The sequence below is a fragment of the Pandoraea communis genome, assembly GCF_902459745.1.
GTDB lineage: Bacteria > Pseudomonadota > Gammaproteobacteria > Burkholderiales > Burkholderiaceae > Pandoraea > Pandoraea communis.
The window spans coordinates 829,818-849,046 of record NZ_CABPSJ010000001.1 but is presented as its reverse complement, the minus strand read 5'-3'; the positions used below and the strand labels follow the sequence as shown (position 1 = coordinate 849,046).

Below are 19,229 nucleotides of genomic sequence, written 5' to 3'. Positions count from 1 at the left end.
TTTGCGAAATGTACGGATAGCACGCGACAACGCGGTGCTTGGTGTTCAGGCATAAATCGCCCCTGTCGCGGCTTAGGGGAGACATCGCTTTGCCGCGCAATCTTTCCAATCGAATGGCTCAGGATGAGGGATATGAACATGCAAGCGAACGAGGGCGCACTCGTGCAGATGAAAAGCAAAATGGTCAGCCGCTTGAACAAACGCCGTCAGCGCGGTGTGACGCTGGTGGAGTTGTCGGTGGCCGTGGCGGTGATGGGCCTGATTATGGCCGGCGCAATGGTCGGGGTGCCGCGCCTGATGAATTCGGTGCGGGTGAATCAGGAGATCAAGGACTGGCAGATGGCGGTGGTCTCGGTGCAAAACGCGGTGATGTCGGGGCAGTTGAACAGTTCGACCACGTTGCCTGCTATGCACGATCTGGGGATCTTCGGTTCCATGCAGCGGGTTGGGACCAGCGACAAATATCTCAATCGATTCGGTGGGGAAGTTACCCCGTCCGTGATTACGGGCGGCGGGACAGACAAGCCGACATTCGGACTCAATATCGTGTCCAAGGATTTGCCGAGCGAGCAATGTCAGAAGCTCTTTTCCTCGATGCACCCGAGCTTCGCCACCATCAAGGTGAACCAGCAGGATCTGAAAACGATGAAGACACCCTTCGATATGAACAAGCTAGGGGCGGCATGCAAATCGTCAGGGAAAGATAACGGGGCAGGCGGATTCGTTCAGGACGACGTGACCAAGGCGGATGTCGAGTTCACCATCGGCGGCTCCTGATCCCGTGATCGAACCCCATCCGGCAATTCGGCATTGAATTCGACGTGAGGAAAAGATGCGCATCAAAAGGATGCTAACGGCGGCAGTGGCGTCGACCGTATGGTCGGGCACGGTTGTCGCTTTGGAGAGGTCTCAAGAGGTGCATCGGACGCCCGATATCGCGGTCGCCTTCGCCAGCCATAAACCGCTGATGTCCGGCGGCGCAGCGGCAGCGGCGACACCGCCGCCGAGTTCCCTTGCGAGAGCGCTGGAGCCGCTGCCGTCGGTCGACGTGTCGTCGGATGTGGCCGCGATGCCAGCCTCGCCTTCTCAGGCTATGCCGTCTGTGCAGGCTGAGGAGCCTCTCAAGCCACCTGCGCAGGCCGAAGTTCGCGAGCTTCTCGAACTGTTCATGTCACCGGACGACGGCCGTGTTTCCGTAGCGCTTCAGCGCTATCTGAAGGGGCACGGCTGGCAGCTCGCGTGGGAAATCGACCGTGACTTCCCTATCGAGTATCCGGCCACGTTCACAGGTGACTTCCTCGACATCGTCGAGCAGATCGTGGTCTCCCTGCAGAACACCGATGCGCCCATTCGCGTGAAAGTCTACGAGGCCAACCGCGTGCTGCGCGTCGTTCACGCCACACAATAACAAGCGCTGCGCACCCCCCGGCGCGGCCATCATGACGGAAGCGGTAATCCATGAGAAAGCGACTTGGCGTGTTGTGCGCCACAACGTTTCTGACGGCGTGCGGCACGCCAGGCATGCTCGCCAAAACCGATGCCAACGTAGAGCAGGCGCAGACGGATGGGCAATCGGCGTTCGATACCCACTCGGCGGCGCCGATTCGCGCCATCGAGCACGTGGAAGGGGCGTGGCTCGCAAAGCGCTCCGTGCCCATCAATGCTTCGATAGCGTTACCCGAATTTTTCAAGCGCAACGTGCGATTCGCCACCGGCGCGCCGTTGCCCATGTCGATCGTGCTCGCTCAGGTGGCGCGCGGCAACGGCCTGACCATTCGCATGGCGTCGGATGTGTCGTGCGCAGCAGGCGGTGGCGAACGGGGTGGGAGTGGCGCCAGCCGCGCCGCCAATCGCGGTGGCAGTCCCGCCAACCTGTTCCAGGTGAACTGCTCCGATGCTGGCGAGCCGACCGTGCCGCTGCAATACTCGGGCACGCTATCCGGATTGCTCGACACCATCGCCCACCGCACGGGCACCCACTGGAGCTATCGTGACGGCGTGGTGCATTTTGCACGCTATGTCACACGGACTTTCCAGATCAAGATGATGCCCGGCAGTTCTTCGTACTCTGCGTCGGTGGGCAAGGCCTCGCAGATGAAGGCGAATCGCGGTGCGGCGGGCGGCAGCGGGCCGGGCGGCTCTGCCGGTGGCGTCGATCTGAGCTTCAACGCCGACGCCAGCGTGAGCGTGGAATCCGAACTCGATTACTGGTCGGATCTCGTTCGCACCGTGACGGACATGCTCTCCGAAGGGGGGCGTGTCACGCCGTCGGTCGTGACCAGTTCGCTTGTCGTCAGCGACACGGCCGACGTCATCGAGCGCGTGGCGAGTTACATCGACGCGGAGAACGCCGTGCTGGGCCGTCAGGTCAAATTGCGCGTGCAGGTGTACTCCGTGGCGCTGGAAGAAAATTCGGCCGCAGGCGTCGACTGGGATCTGGTGTATCGGGCGGCGAGCGGCATCACGTTGGGCCTGGCCGGCCCTGCGGCGGGCGGCACGCTTATGGCACGCAAGGGCGGCCTGCAACTCAACAAGATCGACAGCGGCAGATTCAGAGGCTCCGGCGCCTTCATCCGCGCGCTCAGCCAGCAGGGGCGTGTGAGTACCGTGATCGACACCACGGTCGTTACGCTGAACAATCAGCCGGCGCCCGTCGCCGTCACCCAGAATCAGGGCTTTGTCGCACAAACGAAGATGACGCCCGGCAACTATGGCGGACAGGCGGTGGTGACCGCCGAACAGTCGGTGCTGACCACAGGCTTCGTGATGAACCTGTTGCCCACGCTGATGGACAACCGCAGCGTGATGTTGCAGGTGCAGATCGACATGTCCGACCTGAAAAAGCTCGACAAGATCAATCTGCGCACGGGTAAAGAAGCGCCCAGTGGCACTAACGTGGAGGGCGGCGGCGGTCCGGAAGTGAAGGCGGAAGTCGGTGCCGATGGCGTGAAGGTGGGCTTGGATGGCAAGGACGAGAGATCGGGGTCCGATGATGGCCTTGGCGTCGGAACCTTCATGCAGTTGCCGATTACGGCGTCGATCCAGACCATGCAGCGCGCGTCGCTCAAGTCGGGCGATACGCTGGTGCTTAGCGGTTTCCGCCGGCGCGACGACTCGACCGATCGCGATGGGCTCTTCAATTACCAGGGCGGCACCAAGGAGGCGCGCCAGCAGGTCAAGGAAGTCGTCATCCTGATTTCGCCGGAACTGACCGAGGGCGTGTGATATGACGCGCATATTGTCCAACCGGCTCGTCGTCGGTGCGCAGTGGGAGACATTGATCGGTCTGCAGAAGGAGCCTACGGAGATCCGCGGGCTCGCCCGCAGCCGCGACGCCTCTCATTACGCCGTGGCCGACGATGGCGCCGGCACGCGCACGGCGGGGCTGTTCTCGCTGGCCCCGTCGATCAAAGGGCAGAGCGCGCCCGAGTTATACGCCCTGGGTGCCGTGCTCGGCGCGATGGTCGATGCGCCGAACGTGGCGTTCGTGCATCCCGATCCCGACGATCTGTCTGCCGTGTTCTTCGTGACGTTGCGTGATCGTCGGCCGGAGCTGGATCTGGTCGTGCCCGCATCGGAACTGCGCGCAAGAATGGAGCAGTGGGCAGCGGAGATCGAGGGCGGAATCACGATTGCAGGTATTGCGCCATTGAACGGCAGCGGCGCCGATGTGGCGCTCACGCTCGACGATATCGCGGCACAGGCAGCGAAGGATCAGTCGCGCGACGCGCGTCTGCAAGTCGTGCGCAAGCCGTTACCGGCGCGCCAACTGAAGATCGCGGCGATCTCGCTCGCAGTGCTCTCACTCGTCTGCGTGGCCGGGTGGTGGGGGTGGGACTGGTACGAGGAAAGGGAGAAGGCAAAGCTCGCAGCGGCCAATCAGGTCGATCCGGTGGATGCCTACCGGCGCGCGCTCGCCCGCGCAATCGCCGCAGAACCCTTTTCGACGGGAGCGTCGTATGCCCGGCGCGTGCAATACGCGGTGCAGTCGCTGCCCGCGAGCGCTGGCGGATGGCGACCCGCGTCCATCGAATGCAGGGGCAATCAATGTGAGATTCAGTGGCGCCGTCAGGAGGGCGGCACGTTCGATCTGCTTCTCTCGCAACGCCCGAATGCCCGGATCGTCGATCTCGACAACGCGAGTGAAACCATCACGCCCGCCGACACCGTTCCGCCAGTATCCGGGCAGGCCAAATCGATGCCGGTGTCTGCGAGCGCGGAAGGGCTCGCCGAGAACGAAGACGAGGTCGACGACGGCGAGGCGCGCGTGACACCCGTGCCGCGCACGCAGTTTCTGCGCACCGCCGGGGCGCGTCTGCAATCGCTCGGCGACTACGGCATGGACATTTCGCTATCGATGCCCCAACCGCTTGTTCAGGCACCACCGGCGGTGACCGCGCGCAGCGACGTACCACCGCCGATCGCCAGGGGGGAATGGAAGATTGCCGGGCATCTGGCGTTCGTCGATTCTGTGGCGGGACTGATGATGCGCGCCGGCAACATGTCGTTGCACGAGTTGACGATCGTGATCGACGACACCAAACCCGTCTTCTCCGCTAAAGGAACCTACTATGTTCATTAAGCTCCGCCGGACGGCATGGATTGCGACGGCCGTGGCGGCAACGTCCCCGATGTTTGTCACACCTGCGCATGCCGAAGAAACGATCGACGCGTTTGCCCGAGCCCATCTCAAGTCGACGCAGGAGACACTGACGGCCGATGGCGCGTCGTCTGCCGTAGCGATCAGCGCAACGCCCGAGGTGTTGCCGGAACTGATGTTCATTCACGGCGTTGACGACATTGCGGCGGCTTATCTGCGCGTCGATGGCCGTTTTGGTTACAACGTGAGCGACGGCGATCGGTTCGGCGATTGGCGGGTGGTGAAGATCGGCAGCGATTTCGTGGACGTGACACGAGGTGGCAAAGTTCAGCGTCTGCTGCTGCCCAATGCGATGGGGGCGTCGCCCGCCGGCGAAACGCAGGCGAGTCGCGCGAGACTCGGGTCATCGGGGCGGCGCAATGGCGAAGATTTCTGATCGGTTCCAGGCGGCGCTCTCACGCGTCAATTCACGCAGCGGCACGGTCGCTCGACCCATCGCGGATCTTCGCGTCGACGATATCCAGATGCAAGGCTGGCGTCAGGATCTCGGCATCATATTGGCCGGGGCGGAAAACGGGTCGCTGGTGCTCGTTGCCCCGAAGCCGCGGCTCTTTCTGGTACTGCTCGAACACACGACGTTCGTGCGTATGCAGGGCTCCGACTTGCTCTCGCGTTTCGAACAGGCCGTTCGAGCGACACATCGACTGGATCTCGAAGGGATTTACGTCGGCACGACAGAAGAAATGCTGCTCATGCAGTCGCGCCTGCAACAGCAAAGCGGCACCGGTGTCCGCACCGAAGCGCAGCGCACCGGCGCCTACCGGAATTTCGATCTGATCATCGAACGCGCCATCGACGCGCGGGCCTCCGACGTCCACTTCGAATTTCGCGAAGGTCAGCATGTGCGCGTGCGCATGCGGATTCACGGCAAGCTGCGCGCGACCAGCGAGACAGATCGCATCTCTCGCGACTATCACGCGATGCTCGATGCGGTGTCCGCGGCGTACAACTCGCGTGCCGACCCCAGCAGCCGAAGTCACAACCATTTCGATGAAGATCAGCATCAGAGTTGTTCGATTCCGCTGAACCTGCGTAATCGCAAGTATCAGCTTCGCTTGCAGAGCATTCGCGAGAATCGGGGTGTCGACGTGATTTTGCGACTGCTCGTCAACGAAGCCGTGGACGACGACGTGCTGTCGCTCTCCGAACTCGGTTACTCCGCCGATCAGATCGAGGTGCTCGAGAACGCGGTACATCGCAGCCCAGGGTTGACGATCATCGCGGGTGAGACCGGCTCGGGCAAGTCGACGACATTGCGCACGATGATGATGTACGAGCGTGACTCGGGTAAAAAATTCTTCTCCATCGAAGATCCGGTCGAATACATCCAGCCGCATGTGACACAGATCCCGATTCAGCGGCGTGCTGAAGACGGGCACGGCGAATCGGCGTTCGGCGCAGCGGCCAAAGTGCTGTTGCGTGGCGATCCGGACAAACTCATGCCCGGCGAAATTCGCGACATCGAAACGGGCTCGTTCGCCAAGTCGATGACCGAAACGGGCCATCAGGTGCTGTCCACGGTTCACGCGTCGAGCGCATTCGGCATCATCCCGCGTTTGATCAGCGAAGAGATCGGCATGCCGGTCTCGGCCGTCACGTCCCCCAACTTTCTCACCGCCATGGTGTATCAGAAGCTCATTCCGGTACTGTGCGATCACTGCAAGCTGCCGGCCGTCGGGCATCTCGACGAGACGACGTTGTGCGTCATCGCCGGCCTCGGTATCGACACGGCTCGCGTGCGTGTCGCAGGCCCAGGCTGCGATCACTGCAAGGGGCGAGGCACGGCAGGGCAGACGGTCGTGGCGGAAGTGTGCGAATTGTGCGACGAATTGCTCGACCTGCTGCGTCAATCGAAATTCTGGGAGGCGCAGCGCTATTGGCGCGCCCAACACGACGGCGATCTCACGAGCCCGGTCATGTCCGGTAAGTCGGCCATGGAGCATGCGATCTACAAGATGGCGCAGGGTCTCATTGATCCCGGTGACATCGAAGCCGGATTCCACAAGCTCAAGAAATTCCAGATGTGGAAGGGCGGGTCGACATCGCCTCAACCGCCCCGCCGTCTGGCGAGTGTGTAAGTCATCCTCACGCAATTCGTCTGAAACGCAGCGCTATTCCCTATGCTCGAAGCCGCCAATCGTCTGCTTGCCAAGCTGTCCCCCGCGCGGGACCCGTATCCGGGTCTGAACCGGGCAAAGCGCCATTTTCGCAAGATGCGCGCGAAGTTCTACAGTGACTTCGCCGATGCCATCGAAGATGGTGCGAATCCGTTCGAACTCTTCTCCCGCCGGTGTGCGCGTGCGAAGGAGCGGCGCAATCTGATGGCGCCGCTTTATGCCTTGTGGCGTGACCGCGCCAGCTCGAAGAACTTGCGCAAGTCGTGGGAAGGCACCATTCCCGACGAAGATCTGATTGTGATTTCCGCCGGCGAGAAGGGCGACCTGCCGGGCGCGCTGCGATTTCTGGCACGCGTGGTCACGCTCCAGCAGCAGACGCGCGCGGCGATTGCCGGCGCCGTGGTGCTACCGATTTTCATGTCGGTGTTGCTCGCCGCCATTCAACTGGGGGTGGCCTACGGCATGATGCCGATCATGATCGAGATCATGCCGCCCGAGCAGTTCCCGCTCATCGGTACGGGGTTGTACATCGTGTCGGGATTCGTCGCGAACTGGTGGCCGCTGCTTTATGGCGTGCCGCTGCTGGCCGTGGTGGCCGTGTTGTTGTCGCTCAGTCGATGGACGGGACCCTTGCGGCGGCGCGTCGATAACTTCGGGCCGTACGCCGTGTATCGCGACGTGCGCGCCGGTGAGTTTCTCGTGTCGCTCGCCGCGCTAACCGGCGCAAAGACATCGGTGTTCGATTCCGTGTCGCTGCTGCTCGCAGGGGCTTCGCCCTGGATGCGCTCTCATTTGCTGCGCATGCGTGCGTCGCTCAAGAGCGAGCGGAGCATGGTCAAGGCGATGGATACCGGCATCTTCAACGAGGAGGTCTTCGATCGTCTGGTCGAATACGCGGGACGTTCCAACTTCGACGCCGGCATTCGCAAGATCGGTCTGATGACCATCGAGGAAGTTGCCGAGCGCATCAAGATGCGTTCCGCCGCACTTCGCTCCGTGCTGATGGCACTCGTCGGTCTGACCATCATCTTCACCGTGGCCGGTATGCTTCAGATCGGACACGCGGCGGGTGAGTACGCGGAATCGATGTTCTGACGATGGCGTCGCTCATTGAACTCATGTGGCACGAATTCCGGGCGCTGCCTCGTGAAGCGGTCGTCGCAGCGATGGCCATGCTGGGGCTGTTCGTGGGGAGTTTTCTGAACGTCGTGGTGCATCGTCTGCCGCGGATGCTCGAGGCGCAGTGGGCGCATGAGAGCGCCGCGTGGGCCGGGCAGGCGCCACCGGTCACGCCCACGTTCAATCTGGCGTGGCCGCCGTCGCGCTGTCCGCATTGCGAGACACGCATCCTGGCGCGCCACAACTTCCCGGTGCTCGGCTTTCTTCTTCTGCGCGGCCGTTGCGCGCAGTGCCGCTCGGGGATTTCTCTGCGCTATCCGCTCGTTGAACTCACCGTCGCGGTCATGTTCGCGGGCATCGCATGGCAGTTCGTGCCATCGATGCAGTACCTCACGATGCTGGCGTGGTGCGGTTTCGGCGCAGTGCTGCTGTCGCTCACGCTGATCGACAGCGACACGCGGCTGCTTCCCGATGCGCTCACGTTGCCGCTGCTGTGGGCCGGCCTGTTGTGCAGTGTCGCGGGGCTGACGTTACCCATCGACGATGCCGTGCTTGGCGCAGCATTGGGCTACGGCGTCATGGGAATGATCGCCGGCGCATATCGAGTACTGACGGGCGAGCACGGACTCGGCGGTGGCGACGCAAAGCTTGTCGCGGCGTGTGGCGCGTGGCTCGGCTGGATTGGCGTGCCGTTGATGCTGGCATTCGGTGCCTTCGCGGCGACACTCGCCTTCGCGGTGCTGGGGCTGTGGCGCGGCCGCGCGCTGCGCGAGCCGCTGCCTTTCGGTCCGTGGCTGAATCTGGGGGCGCTGACTAGCCTGTTGTGGGGCGAGCCGTTCCTAAACCTGTGGCTGCGCACGGGTGGCTAACACAATCGATTCGGCCGAAGGCGTGCGTGATGCGTCCACGGCTGCCGGGTCATCGTGTGGCACCGGTGCCAGCACACGTCCCAGCATCAGATCCGCCGCCTTTTCTCCGATCATCATCGACGGTGCGTTGGTATTGCCGCCGATGAGTGTCGGCATGATCGATGCGTCGACCACACGCAGCCCCTCCACGCCACGCACCTTCAATTCCGGGTCGACGACCGAGCCCGCATCGCTGCCCATCCGGCATGTGCCTACCGGGTGATAGATGGTGTCGGCGCGTGCCCGGATCAGGGCCGTGAGCGCCTCGTCCGACTCGATGCCCCGGCTGTGCAACTCCTGCCCGCCGAACTGCGCGAGCGATGGCGCCGCGAGAATCCGCCGAATCACGCGCGCACCGCGCAGCAACGTGTCGACGTCCTCTTGTGCTTGCAGGAATGCCGGATCGATTTGCGGGGCGTCGCGCATGTCGGCGGAGGCGAGCGTCACGCGTCCGCGGCTCTTCGGACGCAGCACGCACGCATGCAGCGACATGCCGCGCCGTAAATGCAGTCGACGATTGTGGTTGTCGCAAATACCCACGAGAAAGTGCATCTGCAAATCGGGGCGCGCGAGGGTGGGATCGCTCTTGAGGAAGCCGCCCGCCTCGGCGATATTGCTGGCGAACAAGCCGCGCTTGTCACGCAGATAATCTAGCCCCTGGATGAGCAGATGCCACAACCCGGCCGGCGTATAGCCCACGAGATCGCGGTGCGCGACGTACTTGTTGATGATGAAGTCGATGTGATCTTGCAGATTCTCACCGACGCCCGGCGCGTCGACGCGCACTTCCAACCCGTGCGAGCGCAGATGCCCGGCGGGGCCGATGCCTGAGCACATCAGCAACTGCGGCGAGTTGAACGCGCCCGCGCTCAGTACCACCTCCGCTCGCGCACGAATCGTCTCCAGGGCGCCGCGACGTTGCAGTTTGACGCCCGTCGCCCGTTTTCCATCGAAGACGATGCGCTGCACAAGCGCGCCGGTGATGACATGCAGATTCGCCCGCGATTTCCCGTGCAGATAGGCGCGCGCGGCATTCCATCGCTCGCCGTCTTTCTGCGTCACCTGATAGACGCCAGCCCCTTCGTATTGCGCGCCGTTGAAGTCGTCGCTGACCGGAAACCCGGCTTCGCGCGCCGCCTCGACATAGTGTCTCGAAAACGGGTTCACCGTGCGTAGATCCGAGACGTTGAGCGGGCCGCCGGTGCCGTGCCAGGCGTTGGTGCCGCGCTCGTTGTGCTCGCTGCGACGGAAGTATGGCAGCACGTCGTCCCATCCCCAGCCGGGGCAGCCGGCCTGTGCCCAGTCGTTGTAATCGTCCGGATGGCCGCGGGTGTAGATCATCGCGTTGATCGAACTCGAGCCCCCCAGCCCGCGCCCGCGTGGCTGGTAGCCCTGGCGTCCCGTGAGTCCCGCCTGCGGTGTGGTGCGATACCCATAGTTGCGACGCGACCGGAACGGCACGAGCGCCGCGATGCCGAGCGGCAGCCGTACGAGAAAGCTGTCGTCGGGGGGGCCGGCTTCGATGAGCGCGATCGTGCGCTGCGGTGCGCCGTCGGCCAGCCGCGCGGCCAGCGCGCAACCGGCAGAGCCGCCGCCGACAATGACGTAGTCATAGTCCATGCTGTCATCCTCCCTTGGATGGGCACTGCATCAACTGGGTTGTTGATTTCCTGTTCGCTGCGTTTTTGCTTATCGTTCTACGCGCATTTTTGGGGGGCCGCACCTGCGCGATTCGCTCCCCGTGGGTGACGTCTTGCAGCGGCACTTATTGTAGACAGACATCCCCTGTGCCCGGGGGCGAAGTGAAGCATTCCTCTAATTTGTGTGAATGGGGGAGACCTAGCCGCTATGATGAAAAGATGCACTTGAGGTGACCGTCCCAAGTTCGGCATATGGGCATACGGAGACACGGATGACTGAAGCCTGGCAGACCCACGACGTCACCAATCAGGTGCCGCCGCTCACGGATTACAACCTTTACGCCACGGATACCGCCCTGCAAGCCGCGGTGGCGGTTTTCAATGCCGACTGGCATGCGAAGACGCTGTATCGTCAGGGCGCGCGTCTGGGCGAAGCCGAGGTCCAGCAATGGGCGCAGATGGCCAATCGTCATGCGCCGGAGCTGCAATCGTTCGATTCGCAAGGCAATCGCATCGATCAAGTTGAGTTTCATCCCGCGTGGCATGCGCTCATGGGCCTGTTGCGCGGTGCACAACTCCAGTCGTTGCCATGGGCACATCCGCGCGGCGGCGTGATGGCGGCGCGTACGGCGTCGTATTTTCTGCACGCCCAGAACGAGGCGGGCGCGTTGTGTCCCACGACCATGACGTTCGCGAGCATTCCGGTGCTTGCCCAGGAGCCTTTGCTCTTCGCGTCGATCAAGGACAAGTTGCTCGCACCGCAGCACGATCCGCGCGATGTGCCGCTCGCACAGAAGCACGCCATTCTCATCGGCATGGGGATGACGGAGAAGCAGGGCGGATCGGACGTGCGCACCAACACCACCACGGCAACCGAGCGCGGCGACGGTACGTTTTCGCTGGTCGGTCACAAGTGGTTCTTCTCGGCGCCGCAGTGCGATGCGCATCTGGTGCTCGCACGCGATAGCGACAGCGATGCGCTCTCTTGCTTCTTCGTGCCGCGCTACACGCCGGACGGCCGCAAGAACGCCGTGCAGATTCAGCGTCTCAAGGACAAGCTGGGCAACCGTTCCAACGCGAGCAGCGAAGTCGAGTTTCAGGGCGCGTATGGCACGCGCGTCGGCGCGCCGGGGCGAGGCATTCCCACGATCATCGAGATGGCGACATACACGCGGCTCGATTGCGTGATCGGCAGCGCGGCGATGATGCGCGCCGGCGTCGTGCAGGCGATTCATCACGCAAGGCACCGTACGGCATTCGGTGCGAAGCTCATCGATCAGGATCTGATGACGACGGTGCTCGCGGATCTCGCGCTGGAATCGGAGGCCGCGACGTGGCTGGCGATGCGCCTCGCGCAGGCGTTCGATGCGAACGCCTCCGACGACGATTCACCGGTTGAGCGTGCCTGGCGGCGTATCGTGCTTCCCGCGGCGAAGTTCTGGGTGTGCAAGCGCGCGCTCGAACTGGCCGGCGAATGCATGGAAGTGTGGGGCGGTAACGGCTATGTGGAAACGGGGCCGCTCGCGCGACTGTATCGCGAGGCCCCCGTCAATTCGATCTGGGAAGGCTCGGGCAATGTGATGTGTCTTGACGTGTTGCGTGCCATCGGCCGCGAGCCCGACGTTGCGCAGCACTGGTTCCAGTGGCTCGAAAAGCGCACCGGGTCGCATGCGACGTTGCGTGCCGCGTTGGGGCAACTGCATGGCTGGCTGGCCGCCGATCCCGCAACGCATGCGGTGCGTGCGCGCGCCATTGCCCAGCAGATCGTCTTGTTGTCGCAGGCGGCGTTGCTGCTCGAACATGCACCCGCCGAATTGGCGCACGGTTTCATCGAGAGCCGCTTCTCGAGCGCCGGGGGACGGGTTTATGGCGTCATGCCGGACACGCTCGCGGCAGGTGTTCAACGTGCCTGGCTCGACCGGGTGTTTCTCGCATAACGCATGAAATACATCGGTGGGCGCCGGACGGCATGCAGGCCGGCCGCTGGCGGTCACAGGGAGGAGACGGCATGGGACATAACCTTGAACTGGACAGTTTGCATGAGGCGGGGCCGGTGACGTCGGCGCAGGATACCTCCGCCGACGAGGACGTTGCGCGCGCGCTGCTGTCCCCCCGTTTCGACGCGATGCGCCGTGCCCACGACGCCTCGCCGCACGTCGACTGGCCCACGCGCAAGCGTCATTTGAAGGCGCTGCAAGCGATGCTGCACAAGTATCGCGAGCCGTTCGCCAACGCCATCGATGAAGATTTCGGCGGCCGCTCGGTGCATGAAACGGACATGCTCGAGCTATTCCCGTCGCACGGCAATCTGAAGCATGCCCTTTCGCACACGCGTCGCTGGATGCGCGGCTCGCGAGGCTGGGCCAATCTCTGGCTGCTGCCTGCGCGGCGGGCGGTCGTCCCGCAACCCTTGGGTGTCGTCGGCGTGATCGTGCCGTGGAATTACCCGCTGTTCCTCGCCGTCGGCCCACTGACCGACGCACTGGCGGCAGGCAATCGCGTGATGATCAAGGTGTCGGAAGTCACGCCACGTTTTGCCGAGGTTTTCGCGGCGGCGGTGGCCGAGACGTTTGCGCCGGAATGGGTGACGGTCGTGACCGGCGATGCGCAGGCCGCCCGCGCGTTTTCGACGTTGCCGTTCGACCATCTGCTGTTCACCGGGGCGACGTCCATCGGCCATCATGTGATGCGTGCGGCGAGCGAGCATCTCACCCCCGTGACCCTCGAACTAGGCGGCAAGTCGCCTGCCATCATCGGGCGGGGCGCACGTTGGGAGCATGCCGTGGAGCGCATCATGCTCGGCAAGCTGGTCAACGCGGGGCAAACGTGCGTGGCACCCGACTACGTACTCGTGCCGCGCGAGAAGCTCGATGCTTTCGTGGCGACGGCGAAACAGGTGGCGGCACGTCTTTACCCGGATGCCGTAAACAATCCGCAGTACACGAGCATCGTGTCGGCACGGCACTTCGAACGGTTGTCCGGGCTGGCGGCCGAGGCGGCGGCGCAGGGCGCCACGTCGTATGAGTTGTTCGATACCCCGGCACAGGCGTCGCGCAGACGTCTGCCGCCCGTGGTGCTCACCGGCGTGCACGACGGCATGCGCGTAATGCGCGAGGAGATCTTCGGGCCGTTGTTGCCCGTGGTGCCCTACGACGACCTGGACGCCGCTATCGCGTATGTGAATGAGCGTCCGCGTCCACTGGCGTTGTATGTGTTCGATACCGACAACTCGCGCATCGATCAGGTGGTGGACAGCACGATTTCCGGCGGCGTGACGATCAACGACACGCTGCTGCACGTTGCCGAGCATGCCCTCCCGTTCGGTGGGGTGGGCGCATCGGGCATGGGCGGGTATCACGGCGAGGCGGGCTTTCGCACGTTCTCCAAAGAGAAGCCGATTTTCCGGCAGGCGCGCTGGAACGGTGCCGGACTGCTCAATCCGCCCTACGGCAAGGTGTTCGCCGCGATGATCCGGCAGTTGCTGCGCTGACGGATCTCTGCCGGAAGCCCTCGCGTCGGGCGACGGGCGCCGGGACAAAACAAAACCCCCGCCGGTTTGACCCGGGCGGGGGTTTTGTTTGACGCTCACCGGTTTCGACCGGTGAGCGCCGGGTCACGCACTCTCGATCAGGCCACGGCGCGCAGGCCAGCGTCGGCCAGCAGGGCGTCGGCGCGATCGGTCGCTTCCCACGAGAATTCCGGCTCTTCGCGGCCGAAGTGACCATAGGCGGCGGTCTTCTCGTAGATCGGGCGCAGCAGGTCGAGCATCTGGATGATGCCCTTCGGACGCAGATCGAAGTGCTTCTCGACCAGCTCGGCGATGCGCTGATCGCTGATCTTGCCGGTGCCGAAGGTGTTGACCATGACCGACGTCGGACGGGCCACGCCAATGGCGTACGAGACCTGAATCACGCATTTCGTGGCCAGACCGGCGGCCACGATGTTCTTCGCAACGTAACGCCCGGCATAGGCCGCCGAACGGTCGACCTTCGACGGGTCCTTGCCCGAGAACGCGCCACCGCCGTGCGGTGCGGCGCCGCCGTACGTGTCGACGATGATCTTGCGGCCCGTGAGGCCGGCGTCGCCTTGCGGTCCACCGATCACGAAACGGCCGGTCGGGTTCACCAGGAACTTGATATCGCCCTTGATCAGGTCGGCCGGCAGCACCGGCTTGATGACTTCTTCGATCACGGCTTCGCGCAGGGCTTCCAGACCGATGTCAGGCGCATGCTGCGTCGAGAGCACGACGGTGTCGATGCTGTGCGGACGGCCGTTTTCGTATCTGATGGTGACCTGGGACTTGGCGTCCGGGCGCAGCCAGGGCAGACGGCCATCGCGGCGCACTTGCGACTGGCGCTCGACCAGACGGTGCGACAGGTAGATCGGCAGCGGCATGAGTTCCGGCGTTTCGTCGCAGGCGTAACCGAACATCAGGCCTTGGTCGCCGGCCCCTTGATCGAGGTTGTCGTCATGCGCGCGGTCCACGCCCTGGGCGATGTCCGGCGACTGGCGGTCGTAGGCGACCAGCACCGCGCAACCCTTGTAATCGATACCGTAGTCGGTGTTGTCATAACCGATGCGGCGAATCGTATCGCGTGCGACTTGCTGGTAGTCGACTGTGGCGGTCGTGGTGATTTCGCCAGCCAGCACGACAAGACCCGTGTTGCAAAGCGTCTCGGCAGCAACGCGGGCGTATTTGTCTTGCTTCAGGATGGCATCGAGAACGGCGTCAGAAATCTGGTCAGCGACCTTATCCGGGTGACCTTCAGAAACCGATTCGGAGGTAAAGAGATAATCGTTCGCCACTTCTGGCTCCTCTAAATGAACTTGGCGACTCACGTAGCCGTCATCGGAGGGGAAGCGGCGACGCTTTAGCGGAAAGTTGGTCGAATGTGCTGCCTGATAGGGTGGCTCACTCGAATCGCCCCGCAAGTTGTCAGTTAACTCGGCGATGTCGATTATTATACGCCCCTGAAGAAATTTTGCTGGCGACATGGCAACTACTCCCAAGAAGTCCATCGGCTATTACCTTAGCGTTGGCCTGCTGCGCGGGCTGAATCTGCTCCCTTATAGTTGGGTCGCGCGTTTCGGCGCCGGCCTGGGTCGGGTGCTTTACGCGCTTCCTAGCTCGCGCAAGCGTGTGGTGCACACCAATTTGCGTCTGTGTTTCCCCCATTGGGACGACGCGACGCGCGAGCGCGTTGCCAAGGCGTCTTTCGTGCACGCCATTCGCAGCTATGCGGAGCGCAGCGTGCAATGGTTCGCCGACGGCAAGAAGCTTGAACGGCTTATCGAACTCGACTCGGCGGTCGATCTGCGCGACCCGAACATGCCGCCGACGATCCTGCTCGGATTCCACTTCGTCGGCATCGAGGCGGGCTCGGTGTTCATCAATTACTCGCTGCACCGGCCTTGCGCCTCGCTCTACACGCCGATGTCGAACCCGGCGTTCGACGCCATGGCGCGCGAGCAGCGCGGCCGTTTCGACGCAGAAATGATCCCGCGCGGCGACAGTGCCCGCGACGTACTGCGTATGTTCCGTAAGGGCAAGCCGGTCATGCTGGCGGCCGATATGGACTACGGCGCGCGAAACTCGACGTTCGTGCCGTTCTTCGGCGTCCCGGCCTGCACGCTGACGTCGGTTTCTCGCCTCGCCGAAGTTGGCCGGGCGCAGATCCTGCCGTTCATCGGCGAGGTGCTGCCTAATTACAAGGGCTACCGTCTCAAGGTGTTCCCAGTGTGGGAAAACTACCCGAGCGGCGACCCGGACGCCGATGCGCGCCGCATGAACGCGTTCCTCGAAGAACAGATTCTCAAGATGCCGGAGCAGTACTACTGGGTGCACAAGCGCTTCAAGACGCGTCCGCCCGGCGAGCCGGGCGTGTATTGACCGGTGCCGGATGCGCGTCGATCTTCTCCACTACAATAGCGGGCATGAAGCTTAAATTCACCAAGATGCAAGGTGCCGGTAACGACTTCGTCGTGATCGACGGCATCTCGCAGACCATCGATTTCACGCCCGAACAGTGGCGTGCGCTCGCCGACCGTCATTTTGGCGTCGGCGCGGATCAGCTTTTGCTTGTCGAACACTCGACGTTGCCGGGCGTGGATTTCCGCTACCGCATCTTCAACGCCGACGGCGGCGAGGTGGAGCATTGCGGTAACGGCGCGCGCTGCTTCGTGAAGTTCGTGCACGACACGGGCTTGACCGACAAGCGCTCGGTGCGCGTCGAAGTGCAGCAGGGCGTGATTTCGCTGACGATGCGCGACGATGGTCAGGTCAGCGTGGATATGGGCGCCCCGATCCTCACACCGTCCGACGTGCCGTTCGATGCCAGTGGTCTGGAAGGCCGCCGCGAAGGCGACGACACGCTCTGGCCGCTCGACGTGGCTGGCAAGACGACGTGGATTTCCGTAGTCTCGATGGGCAATCCGCACGCCGTGCAAGTGGTGGATAACGTCGATACCGCCGCAGTGGAGACGGACGGCCCGCTGATCGAGCGTCACGCCCGCTTTCCGCGCCGCGTGAACGCCGGTTTCCTGCAGGTGGTGGACAAGCATCGGGTGCGTCTGCGCGTGTACGAGCGCGGTGCCGGCGAGACGCTCGCCTGCGGCACCGGTGCGTGTGCGGCTGCGGTGGCGGGCATTCGCCGCGGGCTGCTGAGCGCGCCCGTGGCCGTCGAAACGCATGGCGGCACGCTCACCATCGACTGGGACGGCGCAAGCGGCCCGGTCATCATGACGGGGCCGGCCGCCACGGTCTTTGAAGGCACGATCGAGATCTGACGTAAAACGCCGGCGACGGCGCGGTGCCCGGAGCGCAGGGCAGTACGATATTGGTTTCTCACGGATTCTGATTTAGCGACCCAGGCGGCCGCGGGCCACCCTTGTGCTCGAGGGCGGCTGGCAGCAGTTGACGAACAGCAGACGGACACTCATGAACGACCGAGATATTGCGGAATACCTGATCGCGCATCCCGACTTCTTCGAGCGCCATGCCGAATTGCTGGCCGGTGTGCGGCTCACCAGCCCGCACGGCCAGCGTGCGGTGTCGCTGCAAGAGCGCCAGATCGAGATGCAGCGCGAGAAGACCAAACAGATCGAGCGACGCCTCGCCGAACTGATGCGCTATGGTCACGAAAACGACGACATCTCGGCAAAACTGCATCGCTGGACCCTCGGTCTGCTCAGTGAGCGCGATCCTCATGCCCTGCCCGATGCGATCGCCCGGGGTCTGCGCGACGTCTTCGACGTGCCGTTTGCGGCAGTGCGTCTCTGGAACGTAGCCACACCCTATCAACCCGCCGACTTCGCCCGCAGCGTGAGCGAAGAGGTGAAGATCTTCGCGTCGAGCCTGGCCACGCCGTATTGCGGCGCCAATACCGGCTTCGAAGCGGTGACGTGGCTAGGTGCGTCGAGCGATCCGGCGTCTGTCGCATTGCTGGCGCTGCGCGATCCGCAAATGCCTGACGGTCCGATCTTCGGCCTGCTTGTCATGGGGTCGGAAGACGCCCGCCGTTTCCACGAAGGCATGGCGACCGATTTCCTGACGCAGATCGGCGAGTTGGCGGGGGCGGCGCTCGGCAAGCTGCGCGCAGACGACTGAGCAACTCATGCCCGCCGGGTCCGTGGCGAGCTGACGACTTCATTTCCGGCACCTCATGGTCACGTCGACCCGATCGCCACGCACGACCAACGGGGCCGCAGCCAACACCCGAACCGGCGGCCCCTCGCCGGTTCACGCCCGCAAGCCCAAGGCGGCCGGCGTCCATGAGCGTGCCGGCAAAGCGGAAACGCCTGAGTTGTCCGACACGCCGCTGGAACCCGGCATTCGCCGCTACCTCACCTCGCTCGCCAGCGAGCGCAAGCTCGCGGCATTGACCCTCGAGAACTACACGCGCGACCTGCGCCAGTTGCAGCGTCTGGCGCACGGCCGTTCGCTCGAATCGCTTCAGCACGGCGACATTCGCCGCTTTGCCATGCAGTTGCACAGCGAAGGTCTCGTCGGCCGTTCGATTGCCCGCAAGCTCTCTGCGTGGCGCGGTTATTTCGCGTGGCTCGCGCAGCGAACCCCGCTGGCCGCCAACCCTGTCGAAGGGGTGCGCGCCCCCAAACAGCCCAAGCCGTTGCCGAAGGCGCTGTCGCCCGATCAGGCGTCGGCGCTCGTCGAGTACGTCTGCGGCACATCCGCCGAGGCCGTTCGCAACCGGGCGATGTTCGAACTGCTGTACTCGTCGGGGTTGCGTCTGTCGGAGCTGACCGGGCTCGATCATCGCTATATGGAAGCCGACGGTTATCGATCCGCGAGTTGGCTGGACTTGCCCGAACGCGAAGTGGTCGTCACCGGCAAAGGGAACAAGCGCCGTCGTGTGCCCGTGGGCGAGAAGGCGGCGCAAGCGCTCTCGCTCTGGCTCGACATGCGCACGGCACTGGCGACGGCCGAGCCGCATGCCCTCTTTCTTTCGGCGCGCGGCAAACGTATCGGCGCGCGCGCGGTTCAGCAGGGGCTGGCACGTCATGCACTGGCGGCCGGGTTGCCGACCCACGTCCACCCGCACATGTTGCGTCACTCGTTCGCGACGCACGTTCTGCAATCGTCCGGCGATCTGCGTGCCGTGCAGGAGATGCTCGGCCACAGCAATATTTCGACCACGCAGATCTACACGAAGCTCGACTTCCAGCATCTCGCGAAGGTCTACGATCAGGCGCATCCGCGCTCGCGCAAGAAGACCTGAGCTTTGCGGCGGGCGGTGCGACTCAGTGTAGAATCGCGTCCTTCCCCAGT

Annotated in this window: 16 protein-coding genes; 14 read left to right on the top strand and 2 right to left on the bottom strand. The window is 63.6% G+C overall.

Going from position 1 to position 19,229, the window contains the following annotated elements; genetic code table 11:
• Positions 1–132 precede the first annotated feature (132 nt).
• Genes PCO31110_RS03965 through PCO31110_RS03930 form a run of 8 tightly spaced genes read left to right on the top strand, consistent with a single transcriptional unit; the run spans position 133 to position 8,765 of the window.
• Positions 133–777 carry a type II secretion system protein gene (locus tag PCO31110_RS03965; RefSeq protein ID WP_174979305.1) on the top strand — a complete coding sequence of 215 codons (645 nt, stop codon included), beginning with the start codon at positions 133–135 and terminating at the stop codon, positions 775–777.
• A 55-nt stretch (positions 778–832) separates the two neighbouring features.
• Positions 833–1,408: a toxin co-regulated pilus biosynthesis Q family protein gene (locus PCO31110_RS03960; protein ID WP_150689674.1), complete on the top strand. Its 576-nt coding sequence runs from the start codon at positions 833–835 to the stop codon at positions 1,406–1,408.
• A gap of 50 nt (positions 1,409–1,458) precedes the next feature.
• The gene (locus PCO31110_RS03955) at positions 1,459–3,225 is read left to right on the top strand and encodes a secretin GspD/PilQ domain-containing protein (protein WP_150689673.1); all 1,767 of its coding nucleotides are present in this window, start codon (positions 1,459–1,461) and stop codon (positions 3,223–3,225) included.
• 1 nt (position 3,226) lies between these two features.
• Entirely contained in the window at positions 3,227–4,582 is a 1,356-nt protein-coding gene (gene pilO2 / locus PCO31110_RS03950) for a type 4b pilus protein PilO2 (RefSeq protein WP_150689672.1), read from the top strand.
• The gene (locus PCO31110_RS03945) at positions 4,572–5,036 is read left to right on the top strand and encodes a hypothetical protein (protein WP_150689671.1); all 465 of its coding nucleotides are present in this window, start codon (positions 4,572–4,574) and stop codon (positions 5,034–5,036) included. Before pilO2 ends, PCO31110_RS03945 begins: the two co-directional genes overlap by 11 nt.
• Positions 5,020–6,738 (top strand): GspE/PulE family protein, encoded by a 1,719-nt coding sequence (locus tag PCO31110_RS03940; RefSeq protein WP_174979303.1) that lies wholly within the window; start codon positions 5,020–5,022, stop codon positions 6,736–6,738. The genes PCO31110_RS03945 and PCO31110_RS03940 overlap by 17 nt, the downstream gene beginning before the upstream one ends.
• Before the next feature lie 42 nt (positions 6,739–6,780).
• Entirely contained in the window at positions 6,781–7,872 is a 1,092-nt protein-coding gene (locus PCO31110_RS03935) for a type II secretion system F family protein (protein WP_150689669.1), read from the top strand.
• 2 nt (positions 7,873–7,874) lie between these two features.
• A complete protein-coding gene (locus tag PCO31110_RS03930) occupies positions 7,875–8,765 on the top strand; it encodes a prepilin peptidase (protein ID WP_246189712.1) in 891 nt (296 codons plus the stop codon).
• On the opposite strand, the gene PCO31110_RS03925 is transcribed toward PCO31110_RS03930, so the two are convergent.
• Positions 8,736–10,424 carry a GMC family oxidoreductase gene (locus tag PCO31110_RS03925; RefSeq protein WP_246189711.1) on the bottom strand — a complete coding sequence of 563 codons (1,689 nt, stop codon included), beginning with the start codon at positions 10,422–10,424 and terminating at the stop codon, positions 8,736–8,738. The two genes, PCO31110_RS03930 and PCO31110_RS03925, sit on opposite strands and share 30 nt — an antisense overlap.
• 292 nt (positions 10,425–10,716) lie before the next feature.
• Here PCO31110_RS03925 and PCO31110_RS03920 point away from each other — a divergent pair, with 292 nt between their 5' ends.
• Entirely contained in the window at positions 10,717–12,381 is a 1,665-nt protein-coding gene (locus tag PCO31110_RS03920; protein WP_150689668.1) for an isovaleryl-CoA dehydrogenase, read from the top strand.
• Positions 12,382–12,569: 188 nt separating this feature from the next.
• Positions 12,570–13,934 (top strand): coniferyl aldehyde dehydrogenase, encoded by a 1,365-nt coding sequence (locus PCO31110_RS03915; RefSeq protein WP_036663913.1) that lies wholly within the window; start codon positions 12,570–12,572, stop codon positions 13,932–13,934.
• 137 nt (positions 13,935–14,071) lie between these two features.
• Here the strand turns inward: PCO31110_RS03915 and metK are convergent, their stop codons facing one another.
• Positions 14,072–15,250: a methionine adenosyltransferase gene (gene metK / locus PCO31110_RS03910; RefSeq protein WP_010805618.1), complete on the bottom strand. Its 1,179-nt coding sequence runs from the start codon at positions 15,248–15,250 to the stop codon at positions 14,072–14,074.
• 187 nt (positions 15,251–15,437) lie between these two features.
• On the opposite strand from metK, the gene PCO31110_RS03905 reads away from it, so the two are divergent.
• The 4 genes from PCO31110_RS03905 to xerC all read left to right on the top strand — a co-directional run bounded on the left by PCO31110_RS03905 (position 15,438) and on the right by xerC (position 19,179).
• Positions 15,438–16,334 carry a lipid A biosynthesis lauroyl acyltransferase gene (locus PCO31110_RS03905; RefSeq protein ID WP_010805617.1) on the top strand — a complete coding sequence of 299 codons (897 nt, stop codon included), beginning with the start codon at positions 15,438–15,440 and terminating at the stop codon, positions 16,332–16,334.
• 44 nt (positions 16,335–16,378) lie between these two features.
• Positions 16,379–17,230: a diaminopimelate epimerase gene (gene dapF / locus PCO31110_RS03900; RefSeq protein WP_010805616.1), complete on the top strand. Its 852-nt coding sequence runs from the start codon at positions 16,379–16,381 to the stop codon at positions 17,228–17,230.
• A 151-nt stretch (positions 17,231–17,381) separates the two neighbouring features.
• A complete protein-coding gene (locus PCO31110_RS03895) occupies positions 17,382–18,050 on the top strand; it encodes a DUF484 family protein (protein ID WP_150689667.1) in 669 nt (222 codons plus the stop codon).
• Between the two features lie 55 nt (positions 18,051–18,105).
• A complete protein-coding gene (gene xerC, locus PCO31110_RS03890) occupies positions 18,106–19,179 on the top strand; it encodes a tyrosine recombinase XerC (RefSeq protein WP_150689666.1) in 1,074 nt (357 codons plus the stop codon).
• Positions 19,180–19,229 lie beyond the last annotated feature (50 nt).

Excerpts from the sequence above, each read along its gene's own strand:
- PCO31110_RS03965 (WP_174979305.1), top strand. The coding sequence starts at position 133 with ATGAACATGCAAGCGAACGAGGGCGCACTCGTGCAGATGAAAAGCAAA.
- PCO31110_RS03960 (WP_150689674.1), top strand. The coding sequence starts at position 833 with ATGCGCATCAAAAGGATGCTAACGGCGGCAGTGGCGTCGACCGTATGG.
- PCO31110_RS03955 (WP_150689673.1), top strand. The coding sequence starts at position 1,459 with ATGAGAAAGCGACTTGGCGTGTTGTGCGCCACAACGTTTCTGACGGCG.
- pilO2 (WP_150689672.1), top strand. The coding sequence starts at position 3,227 with ATGACGCGCATATTGTCCAACCGGCTCGTCGTCGGTGCGCAGTGGGAG.
- PCO31110_RS03945 (WP_150689671.1), top strand. The coding sequence starts at position 4,572 with ATGTTCATTAAGCTCCGCCGGACGGCATGGATTGCGACGGCCGTGGCG.
- PCO31110_RS03940 (WP_174979303.1), top strand. The coding sequence starts at position 5,020 with ATGGCGAAGATTTCTGATCGGTTCCAGGCGGCGCTCTCACGCGTCAAT.
- PCO31110_RS03935 (WP_150689669.1), top strand. The coding sequence starts at position 6,781 with ATGCTCGAAGCCGCCAATCGTCTGCTTGCCAAGCTGTCCCCCGCGCGG.
- PCO31110_RS03930 (WP_246189712.1), top strand. The coding sequence starts at position 7,875 with ATGGCGTCGCTCATTGAACTCATGTGGCACGAATTCCGGGCGCTGCCT.
- PCO31110_RS03925 (WP_246189711.1), bottom strand. The coding sequence starts at position 10,424 with ATGGACTATGACTACGTCATTGTCGGCGGCGGCTCTGCCGGTTGCGCG.
- PCO31110_RS03920 (WP_150689668.1), top strand. The coding sequence starts at position 10,717 with ATGACTGAAGCCTGGCAGACCCACGACGTCACCAATCAGGTGCCGCCG.
- PCO31110_RS03915 (WP_036663913.1), top strand. The coding sequence starts at position 12,570 with ATGCGCCGTGCCCACGACGCCTCGCCGCACGTCGACTGGCCCACGCGC.
- PCO31110_RS03905 (WP_010805617.1), top strand. The coding sequence starts at position 15,438 with ATGGCAACTACTCCCAAGAAGTCCATCGGCTATTACCTTAGCGTTGGC.
- dapF (WP_010805616.1), top strand. The coding sequence starts at position 16,379 with ATGAAGCTTAAATTCACCAAGATGCAAGGTGCCGGTAACGACTTCGTC.
- PCO31110_RS03895 (WP_150689667.1), top strand. The coding sequence starts at position 17,382 with ATGAACGACCGAGATATTGCGGAATACCTGATCGCGCATCCCGACTTC.
- xerC (WP_150689666.1), top strand. The coding sequence starts at position 18,106 with ATGGTCACGTCGACCCGATCGCCACGCACGACCAACGGGGCCGCAGCC.